Origin of the sequence: Streptomyces drozdowiczii, from assembly GCF_026167665.1 — a bacterium.
In the GTDB taxonomy this organism is placed as follows: Bacteria; Actinomycetota; Actinomycetes; order Streptomycetales; family Streptomycetaceae; genus Streptomyces; species Streptomyces drozdowiczii_A.
This window is the reverse complement of record NZ_CP098740.1, coordinates 367,968-385,666: the sequence shown is the minus strand read 5'-3', so window position 1 is coordinate 385,666 and position 17,699 is coordinate 367,968. Positions and strand designations below refer to the sequence as shown.

Below are 17,699 nucleotides of genomic sequence, written 5' to 3'. Positions count from 1 at the left end.
CGCCTGCTCCCGCGTACGCCGGGAGCCTGGCCAGGCGGGTACCCGTACCGCCCGGGGACATGCGGGACCGGCCGGGAGCGCTTTCGTACGCCCCGATCGGTCCGCCGGACCGAATCGGTCATTCCGGTTGAACCCGGATTCCGTGGGAACCCGTCGCACGGAACCGCTGTGCGGGCACGCCCGCGGGACGACCGGGAGGAACCGAGCAGATATGGGACGGCATGCCGAAATCGCACGCGCCCTGGCCATGAGGGCGAAGGCGGCGAAGCTCAAGTCGGACGGCGCCGCGCTGGGCGACGAGAGCCTGAAGGCGGAGGGGCGCCGGCGCGAGACCGCCGGACGGATCGCCCAGGCGGAGGCCAATGCGGCACGCCGCACGGACCGCCACTGACCCGACAGCGAGGAGACCACTCATGCGCGCACTGACCTGGCAAGGAAAGCGTGACGTCCGCGTCGAGACCGTTCCCGACCCGGTCATCCAGGACCCGACGGACATCATCATCCGGGTCACCTCGACCGGCATCTGCGGATCGGACCTCCATCTGTACGAAGTGCTCGGACCGTACCTCGACCCCGGCGACATCCTGGGCCACGAGCCGATGGGCGTCGTGGAGGTGACGGGTCCCGAGGTGACCGCCGTGTCGCGCGGCGACCGGGTCGTCGTCCCGTTCAACGTCTCGTGCGGCACCTGCTTCATGTGCGACCAGGGCCTGCACTCGCAGTGCGAGACCACGCAGGTCAGGGAGTACGGCACCGGCGCGTCGCTCTTCGGCTACACCAAGCTCTACGGGCAGGTGCCCGGCGGACAGGCCGAGCTGCTGCGGGTCCCCTTCGGCAACACGCTGCCCATCAAGGTCCCCGACGGACCGCCGGACGACCGGTTCGTCTACCTCTCCGACGTGCTGCCCACCGCCTGGCAGGCCGTCGAGTACGCCGCGATCCCGCCCGGCGGCAGTGTCACCGTCCTCGGCCTGGGCCCGATCGGCGACATGGCCGCCCGCATCGCCCTGCACCGGGGCGCCGGCCTGGTCATCGGCGTGGACCTGGTCCCGGAACGCCTCGCCCGCGCCGCCGCACACGGCGTCCAGACCCTCGACCTGGGCCGCTACGGCAAGGACCTCGCGGACGCGGTCAGGGACCTCACCGGCGGCCGGGGCACCGACGCGGTCATCGACGCCGTCGGCATGGAGGCCCACGCCACCGGGACACCGATCGGCAAGGCCGGCCAGTGGGCCACCGGGCTCCTGCCGGACACCGCGGCCCGCAAGCTCATGGAGCACGCGGGCATCGACCGCCTCACCGCCCTGCTCACCGCCATCGACGCGGTCCGCCGGGGCGGCACCGTCTCCATCTCCGGCGTCTACGGAGGCTCCGTCGACCCGCTGCCCCTGCTCACCATGTTCGACAAGCAGATCCAGTTCCGGATGGGCCAGGCGAACGTCAAGCACTGGGTGCCCGACATCCTGCCGCTGCTCGTGGACGACGACCCGCTGGGCGTGGACGGCTTCGCCACGCACCACCTTCCGCTGGAGGACGGCCCGAAGGCGTACGAGACCTTCCAGGCCAAGGCCGACGGCATGGTCAAGACGCTGCTGCGGCCCTGACGCCGCGACGTGAGGAGTCACCGTGAACGCATCGCAAGGGCTGCGCGTCGCCGTCACGGGCGCCACCGGCAACGTGGGCACGAGCCTCGTACGGGCCCTCTCGCAGGATCCCGACGTCGGCTCAGTACTCGGCCTGGCCCGAAGGCTGCCCGACCTCACCCTGCCCGGCGTCGAGTGGGGGAGGGTGGACCTCTCCCACCCGGACAGCGCCCAGAGGCTCGGCTCCCTGCTCACGGGCGCGGACGCCGTCGTCCACCTGGCCTGGCGCTTCCAGCCCACCCACGATCCCGTCGTCACCTGGCGCAGCAACGTCGAGGGCTCCCTCCGCGTCCTCGACGCGGTGCGCACGGCCGGCGTCCCGGCGCTGGTCCACGCCTCATCCGTGGGCGCCTACTCGCCCGGGCCCAAGCGGGAGCCCGGGGTGAACGAGCAGTGGCCGACCCATGGCTGGCCGGACGCCGCCTACTGCCGGGAGAAGGCGTACCTGGAACGGGTCCTGGACACCTTCGAGCTGCGCCACCCGCAGATCCGGGTGGTACGGATGCGGCCCGGCTTCCTCTTCAAGGAGACGGCCGCCCCCGAGCAGCGGCGCATCTTCGGCGGGAAGTACCTCCCCGGCGTGCTCCTCCGCCCCGACCTGCTCCCCTTCGTGCCCGATCTGGAGGGGCTGAGGTTCCAGGTGCTGCACACGGACGACGCGGCCGAGGCGTACCGGCTCGCCGTGCTCGGCGACGTCCGCGGCCCCTTCAACCTGGCCGCCGACACCGTCACCGACGCCCACTCCCTCGGCGCCCTCCTCGACGCGCGGGTGGTACGCGCGCCCGTGCCGCTCGTACGCGGAGCCCTGGCGACCGCCTGGCACGCGCGGGCGGTCCCGGCGTCGCCCCACCTCTTCGACGCCGTGCTGCGCCTGCCCGTCATGGACTGCGCCCGGGCGCACGAGGAACTGGGCTGGCGGCCCCGCTACTCGGCGTCCGAGGCGCTGACGGCCTTCCTGCGCGGCGTCGTACGCGGCACGGGCGAGGAGACCGCCCCGCTGGCGGGGAGCCGGTGGAGCTGAGGGCACCGGACGGTTCGCCGCGAAAGCCGCCGGATGCCACCATGACAACCATGTCCCGCAAGGCGCTGATCGTCATCGACATGATCAACCCGTACGACCACCAGGACGCCGACCAGCTCCTTCCGTCGGCCGAGCGGGCCGTGCCGGTCATCGCGGACATGCTGAAGGCGGCCCGGGGCAGCGGTTCCCTCGTGATCTACGCCAACGACAACTTCGGCGACTGGCGGTCCCACCACGGGGAGATCGTGGAGGCGGCCATGGCGGGCGCGCGTCCCGACCTGGTGGAACCGCTGAAGCCCGACGACAACTCGCTCTTCGTGGTCAAGGCCCGGCACTCGATCTTCTACGAGACGCCCCTGCCGTACCTGCTCCACCAGCTGGACGTCGGCCACCTCGTCCTGACCGGCCAGGTGACGGAGCAGTGCATCCTCTACTCCGCGCTCGACGCGCACATCCGGCACATGGACCTGACCATCCCCCGTGACGGGGTGGCCCACATCCACGCCGACCTGGCCGACGCCGCGCTCCGGATGACCGAACGGAACATGGGCGCCCGGGTGTGCGCCGCCGAAGAGATCGCCCTCTGACACCGGCGGGCCACGCCGGCAGGAAAGGACCCCCATGACGCGCGCCGCACTGTTCGACGTGGACGGCACCCTGGTCGACACCAACTACCTGCACGTCACCGCGTGGTGGGAGGCGTTCCACCAGGCCGGGCACACCGTGCCGATGCCCGCGATCCACCGCGCGATCGGCCTGGGCTCCGGCGACCTCGTCGCCCATCTGCTGGGCCCCGGCCGGGACCGGGAACAGGACGCCGAGATCAGCGCCACCCACTCCGCGCTGTACGCCACCTACTTCGAACGCCTGCCCCCGCTGGAGGGCGCGGCGGACCTGCTGCGCGCCCTGGCCGGCCGGGGCTGGACGATCGTCCTCGCCACCTCCGCCTCCGGCCCCGAACTGAAGGCCCTGCGGCGCGCGCTCGACGCCGACGACGTCATCTCCGGCACCGCCAGCTCCGACGACGTGGACGAGGGCAAGCCCGCCCCGGACCCGATCCGCCACGCGATGGACCTCGCCGGCGCCACCAGCGAGGAGGCCGTGTACATCGGCGACTCCGTGTGGGACATGGCGGCGGCGACCAAGGCGTCGGTCCCCGCCGTGGGCCTGCTGTCGGGCGGCATCCCCCGGGCGGACCTGGAAGCGGCCGGAGCCGTGGAGGTCCACGAATCCCCGGCCGCGCTCCTGGGCCGCCTCGACTCCGGCGTCATCGCCCGGATGAGCCCCTGAGGCCGCGCGCCCTCAGCCGCCGCCGTTGCACAGGCAGAACGGGTGCCCCGCCGGGTCCGCGAAGACCCGGAAGCCGCGCTTGCCGCCGTCGTCGTCCACGTCGAGCGGTGTGGCCCCCAGGGCGAGCACGTCGCGCTGGGCGGCCTCCATGTCCTCCACCTCGAAGTCCAGGTGCGCCTGCTGGGAGTTCCGGTCGGCGCGCGGCCACTCCGGCGGGCGGTAGTCGGGGGCCAGCTGGAAGGCCAGGCGCGCCCCGCCGGGGACCCGGAGGTCGTACCAGCGGTCGTTGTCGTGCGTCACCTCCCCGCCCAGCACCTTCTGGTAGAAGCCGGCGAGCGCCGCCGGGTCCGGACAGTCGACGGCAACCAGGCAGTAGGTCGCGACAGCCATGTCTTCCCTCGCTTTCGGGGTACGCGGTATGCGGACGTCCCCCTCCAGGGTTCCGCGTCCGGCGCGGAGGAAACATGATCCGGGGCCCCGGGGAAACATGATCCGGAAGCCGTACGTTTCGACCGCCGGGGATCGGTAACCCATCCCATATGGTGCAATTCGGATACACGATGATGACCGAGCAGTCGGGACCGCGGGCCCTCGTCGAGGACGTGGTGGGCGCCGAACAGGCCGGCTTCGACTTCTCCGTCACCTCCGACCACTACTTCCCCTGGCTGAAGTCGCAGGGCCACGCCCCGTACGCCTGGAGCGTGCTGGGCGCCGCCGCGCAGGCCACCACCCGCATCCCGCTGATGACGTACGTGACCTGCCCGACCACCCGTTACCACCCGGCCGTCGTGGCGCAGAAGGCCGCGACGCTGCAACTGCTCTCCGAAGGGCGGTTCCGGCTCGGACTCGGCTCGGGCGAGAGCCTGAACGAACACGTCGTGGGCGGCGGCTGGCCGGACGCCCGGGTGCGGCTCGACAAGCTCGAAGAGGCCGTGGAGATCATCAAGGCGCTCCTCGCCGGAGGCTACGTCAACCACCACGGCCCCCACTTCGACGTGGAGAACGCCAAGCTGTGGGACCTGCCCGACGTGGCCGTGCCCCTCGGTGTCGCCGTCTCCGGCGACCGGTCCTGCGAGATCGCGGGCCGGCTCGCGGACCTGGTGATCGCCACCGAGCCCAAGGAGGAGCTGCTCACCGACTTCGACCGGCACGGCGGCGGCGGAAAGCCCCGGGTCGGCCAGCTGCCCGTCTGCTACGACCCCGACCGCGACGCGGCGGTGAAGCGGGCCCACGACCAGTTCCGCTGGTCCGTCGGCGGCTGGAAGGTCAACTCGGAGCTGCCGGGCCCCTCCGCCTTCGACCAGGCCACGCAGTACGTACGGCCCGACGACATCGCCGAGGCGGTGCCCTGCGGCGACGACGTCGGGCAGTTCGTGGAAGCGGTGCGCCCCTATGTCGACGCGGGCTTCACCGAGGTGGCCCTCGTACAGATCGGCGGAGACCACCAGAAGCCGTTCATCGACTGGGCCCAGGAGAAGCTGCTGCCCGCGCTGCGCGCCATGTGACGCGCGTACGGGGTCACTTGACCCGGCCCGCGTCGTTGTGTCCGTTGGACGAGCGGGTCATGGCCCAGACCGGGAAGACGAACCAGCATATGAACGACCAGAGCGCCATCCCGCCCACCAGCCACAGGGCGAGCGTATTGTGCAGGGCCACCCGCATGATGAGCAGCAGGGCCGAACACATCGTGCAGAACAGCAGCACGAGACCGAGCAGGGTGAGCCGCGACGCCCACACCACGGTCTCCGGCTTCAGATGGCGGCCGGTCAGCAGCCGGTGGTAGCAGACGGGCCCGATCAGCGCGGCCGCCGTCGCGGAGCCCAGAAGCACGGTGACCACGTAGATCGTCTTGTCGGTCTCCGCGAGCGTCCCGAAGCGCGGCTGGAACACCACCGCGAGCAGGAAGCCGAAGAGGATCTGCACCCCGGTCTGCGCCACCCGCAGCTCCTGGAGCAGTTCCGTCCAGCGCCGGTCCGCCCGTTCCTCGGTCGTCTCGTTCCGCCCCCGGTGGGCGTTCTCGCGGTCGTCCTCGTCCACTCGTCCGTTGTCCATGTGCGGTGTCCCTCCCTCCCTTGTGCCGAAACCTTTGTGCGCGGGCCGCCAGGCCCGCGCACAAAGGTTTCGGCCACACTCACTTCGCTGATTCAGCGGCTGACGGCCTTCAGAAGCTGCTCCTTGTTCATCGTGGAGCGGCCCTCGATGTTCTTCTTCTTGGCCTCTTCGTACAGCTGGTCCTTCGTGCGGCCCTGCGCCCCCTTGTGCGAGCGCTCACCCCCGCGCTCGGAGGCGGACTTGGGGTCGCGCGTGGACGTCCTGCTCGCCGTCTTCGACTCGCCGGAGCGCGCGCGCTCCTTGTTCACCGTGCGCGCGGCGATCTCCTTGGCACGCTTCTCGGAGGTGCCGCGCTTCTCGGCGCTCTCCTTCACATGCTCGTACTGACGCTCGCGCTTCGGGCTCGATCCTGCCGGCATGACGTTGTCCTCCTTGCTCTCGTCCCCGGCCCTCCGGCCCCTGGGGCCCGGTCCGGGGTCTCCACCCGGGTTTCCGGGCGGCCACGTCCGAAACATGGCACCGCGCCGCCGGGCACGCCCACCGGGTCGCGCGCTCGGGTGACGCCGCCTGCGGCCCGTACGCCCGGCCGACCGGTTCCGCGGGGCCGATCGGGGTCACTCACCGCGCCGCCCACAAGTGAATCCGCCGACTTCGGGTACCGGGGTCTCTGCGAGGCCCGGCCACCCGGGCGCGCCCGCCGGACGACGAGGAGGAGCAGCGGATGGCCATGGGAGGGGATGCCCCGGGCGCCCTCCGCCGCGAGCTGGAACGGCACGTCGACGGCGAGATCCGCTTCGACGCGGGCGCCGCAGAGGTCGCCGTCTGCGCCCGGCACGGCGTACCGGTCCTGTCGAGGGGCGGCGGGACCAGCCTCGCCGGGCAGTGCACCAACGCCGCCGTCGTCATCGACTGGACGAAGTACTGCCACCACCTGCTCTCCGTGGACGAGGCCGCCCGCACCTGCGTGCTGGAGCCCGGCATCGTGCTGGACGAACTGAACCGGCAGCGCGCGGACCGCGGTCTGCGGTTCGGCCCGAAACCCTCGACGCACAGCCACTGCTCGCTGGGCGGAATGATCGGCGACAACTCCTGCGGCGCGTCCGCGCAGGCGTACGGCAAGACCGTCGGCAACGTGCGGCGGCTGGAGATCCTGACCTACGACGGGCTGCGCCGGCGCCGGACCGTCGAGGTGCTGCGACCCTGGATCGAGGCCGGCACGCCGGTCGTCGGCCTGGAACCGTCGTGCACGGCCGTCTTCCGGTCCGGCGCCGGGCTCGACGCCGAGGTCCTGGACGAGGGCTGCTGCGGCCTCGCCGGCGACTTCGGCTTCGAACGCGGCCACTACGACCTGTCCATGGACATCGGCGACCAGGGCGTCCTGCCCGCCGTCCGGGGCGCCGCACCCGACGCCCTGGTCGTCGCCGACGGATTCAGCTGCCGTACGCAGATCGAGCAGAGCGCGACGGGTCGCCGCGCCCTGCACCTGGCCGAAGCGCTCGCGCTCGGGCTCGACGGGCCGCTGCCCGCCGACCACCCCGAGAAGGCCACCGCCCGCCCCGACGGCCCGGCCCCCGCCGCGAGCCGGCTGGTGACGGGCGCCGCGCTCGCCGTACTGACCGCGCTCGGCACGGCCGCGTACGCCGCCCTGCGCCGGAACCGCTCCACCACGCACCACCGATAGGAGAAGAGAACATGGCGACCAAGGTCTCCGACTACGTCCTTCAGCGCCTGCGCGAATGGGACGTCGACCACGTCTTCGCCTACGCCGGCGACGGGATCAACGGATTGCTCGCCGCCTGGGGGAGGGCGGAGAACAAGCCGAAGTTCGTCCAGGCCCGGCACGAGGAGATGGCCGCGTTCCAGGCCGTCGGCTACGCGAAGTTCTCCGGCAAGGCCGGCGTCTGCGCGGCCACCTCGGGCCCCGGCGCGATCCACCTGCTCAACGGCCTGTACGACGCCAAGCTGGACCATGTGCCCGTCGTCGCGATCGTCGGCCAGACCAACCGCAGCGCCATGGGCGGCTCCTACCAGCAGGAGGTGGACCTGCTCAGCCTCTACAAGGACGTGGCCTCCGAGTTCTGCGAGATGGTCACCGTCCCCGAGCAGCTGCCCAACGTCATCGACCGGGCCATGCGCACCGCGTACGCCAAGCGCACCGTGACCGCCGTCATCATCCCGGCCGACGTCCAGGAGTTGGACTACTCGCCGCCCACCCACGCCTTCAAGATGGTCCCCTCCAGCCTCGGCGCGAGCATGTCCGCGCCCGTGCCCGCCGAGGACGACATCGCCCGCGCGGCCGAGGTCCTGAACGCGGGCGAGAAGGTCGCGATCCTCGTCGGGCAGGGCGCGCGGGGTGCCCGCGCCGAGGTCGAGCGGCTGGCCGAGCAGCTGGGCGCGGGCGTCGCCAAGGCGCTGCTCGGCAAGGACGTCCTCTCCGACGACCTGCCGTACGTGACCGGCTCCATCGGGCTGCTCGGCACCCGGCCCAGCTACGAGATGATGCAGGACTGCGACACCCTGCTGGTGATCGGATCCAGCTTCCCGTACAGCCAGTTCCTGCCCGAACTCGACCAGGCCCGCGCGGTCCAGATCGACATCGACCCCTTCATGATCGGTCTTCGCTACCCCTTCGAGGTCAACCTCGTGGGTGACGCGGCCGCCACGCTGGACGCCCTGCTGCCGCGCCTCAAGCGCAAGAAGCACGGCTCCTGGCGCAAGAAGATCGAGAAGGACACCGCCAAGTGGTGGGAGGTCATGCAGCGCCGCGCCAAGGTCGAGGCCGACCCGGTCAACCCCGAGTACGTCGTCCACGCTCTCGACGCCCTCCTGCCCGACGACGTCGTCGTGGCCGCCGACTCCGGCTCCGCCGCCAACTGGTACGCCCGCCACCTGCGCTTCCGGGGCAACATGCGCGGCTCCCTCTCCGGCACGCTCGCCACCATGGGCCCCGGTGTGCCGTACGTCATCGGCGCCAAGTTCGCCCACCCCGACCGGCCCGCCATCGCGATCGTGGGCGACGGGGCGATGCAGATGAACGGCATGGCGGAGCTCATCACCATCGCCAAGTACTGGAAGGAGTGGGACAACCCGCACCTCGTCGTCGCCGTCCTCAACAACGAGGACCTGAACCAGGTCACCTGGGAGATGCGCGCCATGTCCGGCGCCCCGCAGTTCCTGCCCTCCCAGTCGCTGCCCGACGTGCGCTACGCGGACTTCGCCCGCTCGGTCGGCCTGGACGGCGTACGCGTCGAGAAGCCCGACCAGGTCGAGGACGCCTGGCACCGGGCCCTCGCCTGCGACCGGCCCTTCGTCATCGATTTCCGGACCGACCCCGCCGTCCCGCCGATCCCGCCGCACGCCAGCCTGGACCAGATCGAGGCCGCCGCACTCTCCCTCGCCAAGGGCGACAGCGACCGGGGAGCCGTGCTGCGCCAGGGCCTCAAGGCCAAGGTCCAGGAGATGCTGCCCGGCCACCACGACGGCCCCTCGGGCAAGTGAGCCCGGGCCCCGGCGACGCGGACGCCCCTCCGGTCGACCGGGTGGAGACCGCCGTCTGCACCGTGCCCACCGACGCCCACGAGGGTGACGGCACCCTGGCCTGGGCCGGGACCTCCGTCCGGCTCGCCGTACCGGCCCCCACCGAAGGAGAAGCACCGTGACCCAGAGCGTCGTCATCACAGGAGCGAGCGCCGGAATCGGCCGGGCGGTGGCCCGGGCCTTCGGCGCGCGCGGGGCCGACGTGGCCCTGCTCGCCCGGGGCCGGGCCGGTCTCGACGCGGCCGCCCGCGAGGTGGAGGCGGCCGGCGGGCGCGCGCTGGCCGTCCCCGTCGACGTGGCCGACCACCGCGCGGTCGAGGCCGCCGCCTCCGAGGCCGCCCACGCCTTCGGCCGGATCGACGTCTGGGTCAACTCCGGCTTCACCTCGGTCTTCGCGCCCTTCACCGAGATCGAACCCGAGGAATACGAGCGGGTCACCCGGGTCACGTACCTCGGGTTCGTCAACGGCACCCGGGCCGCCCTGAGGCACATGACCCCGCGCGACGCCGGGACGGTCATCCAGGTCGGCTCGGCGCTCGGCGAGCGGTCCATCCCGCTCCAGTCGGCGTACTGCGGGGCCAAGCACGCCATCAACGGCTTCACCTCGTCCCTGCGCACGGAACTCATGCACCGGGGAGCGGCATCCGGGTCACCGTGGTCCAGATGCCGGCCGTCAACACTCCGCAGTTCTCCTGGGTCCTCTCCCGGGTGCGCGGCAATCCGCAGCCCGTACCGCCGATCTACCAGCCGGAAGTCGCCGCCGAAGCCGTGCTGTACGCCGCCGACCACCCCGGCCGCAAGCAGTACTACGTGGGCTCCAGCACCGTCGCCACGCTCGTCGCCAACAAGTTCGCGGCCGGCCTCCTCGACCGCTACCTCGCGCGTACGGGTTTCGACTCCCAGCAGTCCGGGGACGCCGCCGACGGCGACCGCGAGCACAACCTGTGGCAGCCGGTGGACGACGGCACCGACCACGGGGCGCACGGCACCTTCGACCGGAAGTCCCACCGGCGCGACCCGCAGCTGTGGGCCTCCCGGCACCCCGCCCTCGCCGCGGTCGTCGCCGCCGGCGCACTCTCCGGCGCGACGGCCCTCGGCCTGCGCGCGGCCAAGGGCCGGTGAGCCACATGACCATGCGAAAGATCCCGGAGATCAGCCGCCCGGACAAGGTCCTCTTCCCGGACGACGGCCTCACCAAGGCCGACCTCGCCGGCTACTACCGCACCGTGGCCCGCCGGATGCTGCCCCACCTGAGGGGCCGCCCCCTCATGCTGGAACGCTTCCCGGACGGGATCGGCGGCCACGGCTTCATGCAGAAGGACGTGCCGGACCACTTCCCCGACTGGATCCACCGCGCCGAACTCCCCAAGGAGGACGGCACGGTCACCTACCCGATCGCCGACGACACCGCCACGCTCGTCTACCTCGCGGGCCAGGCGAGCATCACCCCGCACCGCTTCCTCTCCCGTGCCGACCGGCCCCACCACCCGGACCGGCTGGTCTTCGACCTCGACCCGCCGGGCGACGACTTCGCCCCGGTCCGCGAGGCGGCCCTCGGCCTGCACGGGCTCCTGGACGAGCTGGAACTGCCGTCCCTCGTCATGACCACGGGCTCACGCGGGCTGCACGTCGTGGTGGCACTCGACCGCCGGGACGACTTCGACGCCGTACGCGAGTTCGCCCGCGCGGTCGCCGACACGCTCGCCACCCGCAACCCCGACCGCTTCACCACCGAAGCCCGGAAGAAGGCGCGCGGCGGCCGCCTCTACCTCGACATCCAGCGCAACGCCTACGCCCAGACCGCCGTCACGCCCTACGCGGTCCGGGCCCGCCCGGGAGCCCCCGTCGCCGCGCCCCTGGCCTGGGAGGACGTCGACGACCCGGCGCTCGGCGCCCGCCGCTGGACCCTGCGCGACGCCGACGCGCTCGCCGACCGTGACCCCTGGCACAACCCCCCGCGGCCCCGCTCCCTCGGCCGGGCCCGCACTCTGCTCGACGCGCTGACCACGTAACACCGAACGGAGAACCACCATGTCCAGAGCCACGACCGTACGGAACCTGCTGGACGAGCACGGGCAGACCTACGCCGACGAGGCCGGCATCCGGCTCCGCGACACGCCCATGCCGCTGTACCAACTCCTGACCCTGTGCGCCCTGTTCTCGGTCCCCATCAAGGCCGACATGGCGGTGGCCGCCGCCCGCGAACTCTTCGCCGCCGGGATGCGCACACCCCACGCCATGGTGGAGGCGTCCTGGCAGGACCGCGTCGACGCGCTGGTCCGCGCCCACTACCGGCGGTACGACGAGAGCACCGCCACCGCGCTCGGCGAGGGCGCCCAACTCGCCCTCGACCGGTACCGCGGGGACCTGCGAAGGCTCCGCGAGGAAGCCGACGGCGACCCGGGGAAGCTGCGCGAACTGCTCACGGAGTTCCCCCGGATCGGACCCGTGGGCGCCGACATCTTCAGCCGCGAGGCCCAGGGGCTGTGGCCCGAGCTGCGCCCTGCCTTCGACAAGCGTGCCCAGGACGCGGCCGAGGAGCTGGGGCTGCCGCGCTCACCGGAGAAGCTGGCCGGTCTCGTCGCCGACGAGGACCTGCCCCGGCTGGCCGCCGCCCTGGTCCGGGTCGGGCTGGGGTGACCGGCCCCGCCGTCACCAGCCCGTCCAGAGCAGATGGTTGACGGCGAGGGCCACCACCGCCTGGGCGGCGAGCCAGCCCCTGCGCCCCCGGTCGGGCAGCAGCGCCGCCGCAGGCAGCAGCCAGACCATGAACGGCTGCCAGATCCGCTCGGTCTCCGCCTTGCTCATCCCCGACAGATCGGCTGCCAGCAGCAGGAGCAGCGCCACGAGCACCAGCGGAACCAGCCGCTCCGGCGCGCTCGCCCCGCCGCCGCGCAGCCCGCGTACGGCACCCGGCGCATCCGCGAAGACGCGGCGCAGCCCCGCGACCACCGCCGGGCCCACCGCGATCACGGTGCACGCCAGATTCGCCCACACCCAGTACCCGTACGGCCGGAACCCGCCCGCGCCCTGGTGGTAGCGCTCCACGAGTACGTGGTACGCCTCCCACCAGTCGAAGCCCGCCGCCGTGAAGGCGACAGGCGCCACCAGGGCCCCGAGCAGCGCGAGCGGCAGCGGCCGTGCGGTGCGGGTGAGGACCAGCACGGTCAGGAGCAGGAGCGCGATCAGCGGCAGCCCGTAACTCAGGTAGCAGACCCAGCCGTAGAGGAGGCCGGCGCCCAGCGCGGCGGCCCCCGGGCTCCGCACCGCGCGCGTCGCCGCCAGGGCCACCAGGGCCACGGACCAGGCGGCCACTCCCGCGAAATAGGCGTCCGCCGAGGCCCCCGCCCAGACCGCGACCGGGGCCAGGACGAGGAACGGCGCCGCGCGCCGGGCGATGTCCTCACCGGCCAGGGCCCGCACGGTGACGAGCACGGCGAGCAGGGCGGACGCGCCGGTCAGGATGCACCAGACACCGGCCCAGGCCCCGCCGCCGAGCCCGACCCGGTCCAGGAACACGAAGGTGAGCGTCGCGCCCGGCGGATGCCCGGCGACATGGGTGGGCCAGTTGCCCGGCGGACCGATCAGGATGTGCGCGTCGAAGGTGCGCAGCGCCGCGCCGATGTCGTCGAAGCGGTCGATGACCCGCAGATACTCGTGCTTGGTGGTCAGCCGCTCGGCGATGCCGCGCCCCCACCCGTCGATCAGCGCGAGCGAGAAGATCCACGCCAGCGAGGAGGCGTAGACCGCCAGGAGCAGGGTCCGCCAGCGCAGCCGTCGGGCGAGGAGCGGCCCGTACGCGATCACGGCCGCGGCCACGACGGGTGCGGCCACCGTCCCCGGGCCGGTGTGCGGGTACCAGGACGCGAGCAGCGGTGGCCAGTGCACGTACAGCGTCCGCGCGTAGTCCTCGACGGCCCGCCCGCCCAGGGCGGCGGCCACCACGAGCACGACGCCCGCCCCGGCAGCCACCAGATCCCAGCGCTGTCCGGAGCTTCGGACGGTGGCCGGTTCGGTACGGGGCTCGATGCGGTCCTCGGTCTTCACGCAGGCACCGTACGCACCGGGACACCGCGAAAGCGGGTACCGGCCGGGCGCGTCACACAACCGTCAGATTCATGACCCGGCCGTACGTTCGCCGGGGTGACGTCATCGTTTCGTCAGGAGTCGCACCCACCGAACGCGCAGGCCACGGGCATAGCGTCGGGCCCATGGGCGACAGCCGTCGGAAGACTCCGACATCCTCCTTGGTTTCCTCCCGGCCCCGCGCCGCCGCGCTCCTCGAACGGCTGCCGTCGGCGCCGGGCTTCTGGCGCAGCCCCGTGCGCGGCGTGCCGTTCACCGCCGTGCTCGGACTCGTCCTGCTCGCCGGGATCACGCTGCTCTTCGTGACCGGCCTGCTGTCGTACGCCGCGTACAACCCGGATCTCGCGCCGGTCAACGACAAGACACCGGACAAGGGGCTGCTCGGCTTCTACCTCTTCCCGTGGCCCACATCGCCGCACTGGCTCTACCGGCTGACGCAGGGGCTCCACGTCACCGTCGGAATCGTCCTCGTCCCCGTCCTGCTGGCCAAGCTCTGGTCCGTGGTGCCCCGGCTCTTCACCCTGCCGCCGGCCCGGTCCCTCGCCCACGCGCTGGAACGGATCTCGCTGCTCCTGCTGGTGGGCGGGGCGCTCTTCGAGTTCGTGACCGGACTGCTCAACATCCAGCTGGAGTACCTGTTCCCCGGCTCCTTCTACCCGCTCCACTTCTACGGGGCATGGGTCTTCTTCGCCGCCTTCCTCGCCCACGCCGCGCTGCGCACCCCGCAGGCCGTACGGGCGCTGCGGACGGGCGGACTGAACGGGCCGGTCCCCGGCGACGTGCTGGAATCGCCCGCCCCGGCCGCGCCCACCCTGTCCCGGCGCGGCGCCCTCGCCCTGGTCGGCGCGGGCTCACTGGTCCTGCTGGTCACATCGGTGGGCCGGAGCTTCGACGGGCCCCTGCGCCGCCTCGCCGTGCTGACCCCGCGCGGCGCCGCCGAACCCGGGTCCGGCCCGAACGGCTTCCAGATCAACAAGACCGCCGCCGCCGTCGGGATCACCACCGCCGACACCGGCGAGGGCTGGTGGCTCACCGTCAGCGGCCCGGCCGGCGTCCTGCGCTTCAGCCGGGAACAGCTGCTGGCCATGGAGCAGCACAGCGCGGCCCTGCCCATCGCCTGCGTGGAGGGCTGGTCCACCTCGGACCAGTGGTGGCGCGGGGTACGGCTGCGCGACCTCGCGGCCCTCGCCGGATACCCGGACCGGCCGCCCGGGGTGATGGTGGAGTCCCTTCAGCGCAGCGGCCCCTTCCGCCGGGCCGCGCTCCGCGACAACCAGGTCCGCGACCCCCGCTCGCTGCTGGCGTTGCGGGTCAACGGCGAGGACCTGTCACCCGACCACGGATACCCGGCCCGGATCATCGTCCCCGCCGCCCCCGGGGTGCTCAACACCAAGTGGGTGGCCCGGCTGACCTTCGGAGAACTGTGAACACCACCGGCCCCCGGGCCTTTCTGCGCCGCCGCTACGGAGCGGGGCCCCTGCACCTCGTACTCCTGGCCGCCTCCTTCGCGCTCGCCGGATACGCGGGCGTGCGCCTGCTCGCCGGCGACTGGCTCGGCGTCACCCTGTGGTTCGTGGGCGCGGCCCTCATCCACGACCTGGTGCTCGTACCGCTGTACTCCTCGCTGGACCTGGTGCTGCGCGGGAGCCTGGGACGGCGGCGGCCGGCCTCCGTCAACTACGTACGGGTGCCGGCCTTCCTGTCCGGGCTGCTGCTGCTCGTGTGGTTCCCGCTGATCGCGCGGCCGAGGCGTTACGAGCCGGCGAGCGGGCTGTCCCCCGACGTGTTCCTGGGGAACTGGCTGCTGACCACGGCCGCGCTGTTCCTGCTGTCGGCGCTCTGGTTCGCGGTCCGGACGCTCCGGCTCCGCCGCAGGGCGACGAAGGCGCGGCCGTCCGCCTCCCACTGACCGTCGGCCCGCAGCCCGTGCGGGCGGGCGTACTCCAGCAGCGCGGAGGAGCCGAGCCGCGCCCACGGGAAGTGCCCGTCCGCTCCGGCCCCGTTCGGGGCGCGTCCGTCGTCCAGCCGCACCCGGACCCGCTCGTCCAGGTCGTGCGGCACGGTCTCCGCGACGAGGAGGCCGCCGGGCGCGAGCAGTTCCGCCGCCCGGCGCAGCAGCCGGTCCGGATCGCCGCCGATCCCGATGTTGCCGTCGGCGAGCAGTACGGTGCCCCAGCGGCCCTCCCCGGGCAGCGGGTCGAACACGGACCGGCGCAGCGCGTACCCGCCGAGCCGGACCGTCCGGGCGACCGCCGCCTCGCTGACGTCGATGCCGAGGGCCCGGTGGCCGCGCGCCGCGAGTGCGGCGACCAGCCGGCCGGGCCCGCATCCGACGTCCAGGACCGGGCCCTCGCAGCGGCGCAGCGCCGACAGGTCCGCCGCGTCGGCCCCGGCGCACCAGCGCTCCACGTCCAGCGGCAGCAGCCAGCCGTCGGTGCGGCGCAGGAACAGCGGCCCGTGCCCGTTGCGCAGGGCGTTGGCGTACGGGTCGGTGCCCCAGGCGTCGGCGTCCGGGCGGACGGGGGGCTGGGGCGTGGTGTGCGGCTCGTGCGGTTCCACGCCCACGAGTCCGGCGTCCGGGTCCGCCGGCGAGTGGACCAGTACGTTCCGCCCCCGGTCGGCGCGGCTCATCGGACGGCCGTCCGGCGCGTCCGGGCCAGCTCCGCCGCGAACCGGCCGTCCGGGGCGAGGGCTGCGACCTCCGCCGCGTCGGCCGCCGTGTCCACGTCCCGCAGCCGGGGCAGGTCGCGCACGGCCAGCCCGGCGTCGACCAGTCGGCGCCGCTGCACCGCGCCCGTCTCCGGCACGGACATCGGCACGCCGCGCAGCAGCCCGGGGTCCGGCTCCGCCAGGCCCAGCGCCCAGAATCCGCCGTCCTCCGCCGGGCCGAACCAGGCGTCGCACCCGTCCCAGGCGCCGGGGCCCAGCGCGGGGGCCAGGTCGGCCGCCGTGATCTGGGGGGTGTCCATCCCGATCAGCAGGGTCGGTCCCGTGCACGCCCCGAACGCGGCGGCCAGCCGCTCGTCCAGCCCGCCCGCCCCTGCTTCACGACCTCGATGCCCGGCGGCAGCCACGGTCCCGGCGCCCCCTCCAGGACGACGACGCGCCGGGCAGCGGGGAGCGCGAGAACGGTGTGCAGGGTGTCGGTGAGCGCGGCCTCCGCGAGGCGCGCGGCCTCGGCGGGGGAGAAGGGCGGCGTGAGCCGGGTCTTCACCCGCCCGGGCAGCGGCTCCTTGGCGATGACCAGCAGGGTCGTCGCACCGGCTCCGGGTGCCGCGCTCATCGGGTCACCCCCACCGGGACCGTCGGCTCGGCCAGCACGGCGCGCATGTCGCGGACCGCGTGCCAGGTGCCCAGCCAGGTGCCGGTGACCTTCGACTTCCCGGTACGCGCGAGGTACGGCACGTCGGTCTCGGCCACCTTCAGCCCCGCGTCGGCCGCCCGCACCACCATCTGCAACGGGTAGCCGCTGCGCCGGTCGGTGAGCCCGAGGGCCAGCAGGTCGGCGCGGCGGCCGGCGCGCATGGGGCCCAGATCGCGCAGCCGAAGCCCGGTCCGGCGGTGCAGCATCCGGGACAGCGCGGCGTTGCCCGCCCGCGCGTGCGCCGGCCAGGCACCGCGCTCCTGAGGGCGCCGCCGCCCGAGCAGCAGATCGCACTCGCCGTCGGCCACCCGCCGTACGAAGCCGGCGAGGAGCGCGGGGTCCAGCGAGCCGTCGCAGTCGCAGAAGCAGACGTACTCCGCGTCACTGGCGAGCAGTCCGGCATGGCAGGCCGAGCCGAAGCCGCGCCGGGGCTCGTGCACCACGGTCGCGCCCAGCGAGCGGGCCACATCGGCGGAGCCGTCGGTCGAGCCGTTGTCCACCACGATCGCCCGCCAGCCCCGGGGCACCCGGGCCAGCACGCCGGGCAGGGCCGCGGCCTCGTCGAGACAGGGGAGGACGATGTCGGCGCGGGGGCCTGAGTCATCGGAAGGAAGGATCACCCGGCTCACCCTACGGAGCGAAAACCGGCATTTCGGGCTTTGGATTCTTACGAAACGTGGACGTCGCCCGCCACCGGCCCGCCCGT

General features: G+C 73.2%; 17 protein-coding genes and 3 pseudogenes. 13 read left to right on the top strand and 7 right to left on the bottom strand.

Annotation, left to right across the window (positions count from 1 at the left end; translation table 11 throughout):
• The first annotated feature begins 211 nt into the window (after window positions 1-211).
• Genes NEH16_RS01805 through NEH16_RS01785 form a run of 5 tightly spaced genes read left to right on the top strand, consistent with a single transcriptional unit; the run spans window position 212 to window position 3,954 of the window.
• Window positions 212-391 carry a hypothetical protein gene (locus NEH16_RS01805; protein ID WP_265538632.1) on the top strand — a complete coding sequence of 60 codons (180 nt, stop codon included), beginning with the start codon at window positions 212-214 and terminating at the stop codon, window positions 389-391.
• Between the two features lie 22 nt (window positions 392-413).
• The gene (locus NEH16_RS01800; RefSeq protein WP_265538630.1) at window positions 414-1,604 is read left to right on the top strand and encodes a zinc-dependent alcohol dehydrogenase; all 1,191 of its coding nucleotides are present in this window, start codon (window positions 414-416) and stop codon (window positions 1,602-1,604) included.
• Window positions 1,605-1,626: 22 nt separating this feature from the next.
• Window positions 1,627-2,664 carry an NAD-dependent epimerase/dehydratase family protein gene (locus NEH16_RS01795; RefSeq protein WP_265538628.1) on the top strand — a complete coding sequence of 346 codons (1,038 nt, stop codon included), beginning with the start codon at window positions 1,627-1,629 and terminating at the stop codon, window positions 2,662-2,664.
• Window positions 2,665-2,714: 50 nt separating this feature from the next.
• Window positions 2,715-3,251 carry an isochorismatase family cysteine hydrolase gene (locus tag NEH16_RS01790; RefSeq protein WP_265547026.1) on the top strand — a complete coding sequence of 179 codons (537 nt, stop codon included), beginning with the start codon at window positions 2,715-2,717 and terminating at the stop codon, window positions 3,249-3,251.
• Window positions 3,252-3,285: 34 nt separating this feature from the next.
• Complete coding sequence (locus tag NEH16_RS01785) at window positions 3,286-3,954, top strand: HAD family hydrolase (RefSeq protein ID WP_265538626.1); 669 nt, start codon at window positions 3,286-3,288, stop codon at window positions 3,952-3,954.
• A gap of 12 nt (window positions 3,955-3,966) precedes the next feature.
• Here the strand turns inward: NEH16_RS01785 and NEH16_RS01780 are convergent, their stop codons facing one another.
• The gene (locus NEH16_RS01780; RefSeq protein WP_073967115.1) at window positions 3,967-4,344 is read right to left on the bottom strand and encodes a VOC family protein; all 378 of its coding nucleotides are present in this window, start codon (window positions 4,342-4,344) and stop codon (window positions 3,967-3,969) included.
• A gap of 149 nt (window positions 4,345-4,493) precedes the next feature.
• On the opposite strand from NEH16_RS01780, the gene NEH16_RS01775 reads away from it, so the two are divergent.
• On the top strand, window positions 4,494-5,459 hold the full coding sequence (locus tag NEH16_RS01775) for an LLM class F420-dependent oxidoreductase (RefSeq protein ID WP_265538623.1): 966 nt from the start codon (window positions 4,494-4,496) through the stop codon (window positions 5,457-5,459).
• Window positions 5,460-5,472: 13 nt separating this feature from the next.
• Here NEH16_RS01775 and NEH16_RS01770 read toward each other — a convergent pair whose 3' ends face one another.
• Window positions 5,473-6,006 (bottom strand): DUF6328 family protein, encoded by a 534-nt coding sequence (locus NEH16_RS01770; protein WP_265538621.1) that lies wholly within the window; start codon window positions 6,004-6,006, stop codon window positions 5,473-5,475.
• A 92-nt stretch (window positions 6,007-6,098) separates the two neighbouring features.
• Window positions 6,099-6,425: a plasmid stabilization protein gene (locus NEH16_RS01765; RefSeq protein WP_073967112.1), complete on the bottom strand. Its 327-nt coding sequence runs from the start codon at window positions 6,423-6,425 to the stop codon at window positions 6,099-6,101.
• A 308-nt stretch (window positions 6,426-6,733) separates the two neighbouring features.
• Here NEH16_RS01765 and NEH16_RS01760 point away from each other — a divergent pair.
• The 6 genes and pseudogenes from NEH16_RS01760 to NEH16_RS01735 all read left to right on the top strand — a co-directional run.
• Window positions 6,734-7,177, top strand: a pseudogene (locus NEH16_RS01760) (FAD-binding oxidoreductase); the annotation flags it as partial.
• A 521-nt stretch (window positions 7,178-7,698) separates the two neighbouring features.
• Entirely contained in the window at window positions 7,699-9,504 is a 1,806-nt protein-coding gene (locus NEH16_RS01755) for a thiamine pyrophosphate-requiring protein (protein ID WP_265538618.1), read from the top strand.
• Complete coding sequence (locus NEH16_RS01750; protein WP_265538616.1) at window positions 9,501-9,665, top strand: hypothetical protein; 165 nt, start codon at window positions 9,501-9,503, stop codon at window positions 9,663-9,665. Before NEH16_RS01755 ends, NEH16_RS01750 begins: the two co-directional genes overlap by 4 nt.
• Window positions 9,662-10,665, top strand: a pseudogene (locus NEH16_RS01745) (SDR family oxidoreductase). Before NEH16_RS01750 ends, NEH16_RS01745 begins: the two are co-directional and overlap by 4 nt.
• 5 nt (window positions 10,666-10,670) lie before the next feature.
• A complete protein-coding gene (ligD, locus tag NEH16_RS01740) occupies window positions 10,671-11,555 on the top strand; it encodes a non-homologous end-joining DNA ligase (RefSeq protein ID WP_265538614.1) in 885 nt (294 codons plus the stop codon).
• A 19-nt stretch (window positions 11,556-11,574) separates the two neighbouring features.
• Window positions 11,575-12,183 carry an endonuclease gene (locus tag NEH16_RS01735; RefSeq protein WP_265538612.1) on the top strand — a complete coding sequence of 203 codons (609 nt, stop codon included), beginning with the start codon at window positions 11,575-11,577 and terminating at the stop codon, window positions 12,181-12,183.
• Between the two features lie 12 nt (window positions 12,184-12,195).
• Here the strand turns inward: NEH16_RS01735 and NEH16_RS01730 are convergent, their stop codons facing one another.
• Entirely contained in the window at window positions 12,196-13,590 is a 1,395-nt protein-coding gene (locus NEH16_RS01730) for a hypothetical protein (RefSeq protein ID WP_265538610.1), read from the bottom strand.
• 164 nt (window positions 13,591-13,754) lie between these two features.
• On the opposite strand from NEH16_RS01730, the gene NEH16_RS01725 reads away from it, so the two are divergent.
• Complete coding sequence (locus NEH16_RS01725) at window positions 13,755-15,056, top strand: molybdopterin-dependent oxidoreductase (protein WP_374215684.1); 1,302 nt, start codon at window positions 13,755-13,757, stop codon at window positions 15,054-15,056.
• A 325-nt stretch (window positions 15,057-15,381) separates the two neighbouring features.
• Here the strand turns inward: NEH16_RS01725 and NEH16_RS01715 are convergent, their stop codons facing one another.
• The 3 genes and pseudogenes from NEH16_RS01715 to NEH16_RS01705 form a co-directional block, all read right to left on the bottom strand.
• Window positions 15,382-16,260 (bottom strand): class I SAM-dependent DNA methyltransferase, encoded by an 879-nt coding sequence (locus NEH16_RS01715; protein WP_308286030.1) that lies wholly within the window; start codon window positions 16,258-16,260, stop codon window positions 15,382-15,384.
• Window positions 16,257-16,912, bottom strand: a pseudogene (locus NEH16_RS01710) (TIGR04282 family arsenosugar biosynthesis glycosyltransferase). Before NEH16_RS01710 ends, NEH16_RS01715 begins: the two are co-directional and overlap by 4 nt.
• On the bottom strand, window positions 16,909-17,613 hold the full coding sequence (locus NEH16_RS01705; RefSeq protein ID WP_265538605.1) for a glycosyltransferase family 2 protein: 705 nt from the start codon (window positions 17,611-17,613) through the stop codon (window positions 16,909-16,911). Before NEH16_RS01705 ends, NEH16_RS01710 begins: the two are co-directional and overlap by 4 nt.
• Between the last annotated feature and the right edge of the window lie 86 nt (window positions 17,614-17,699).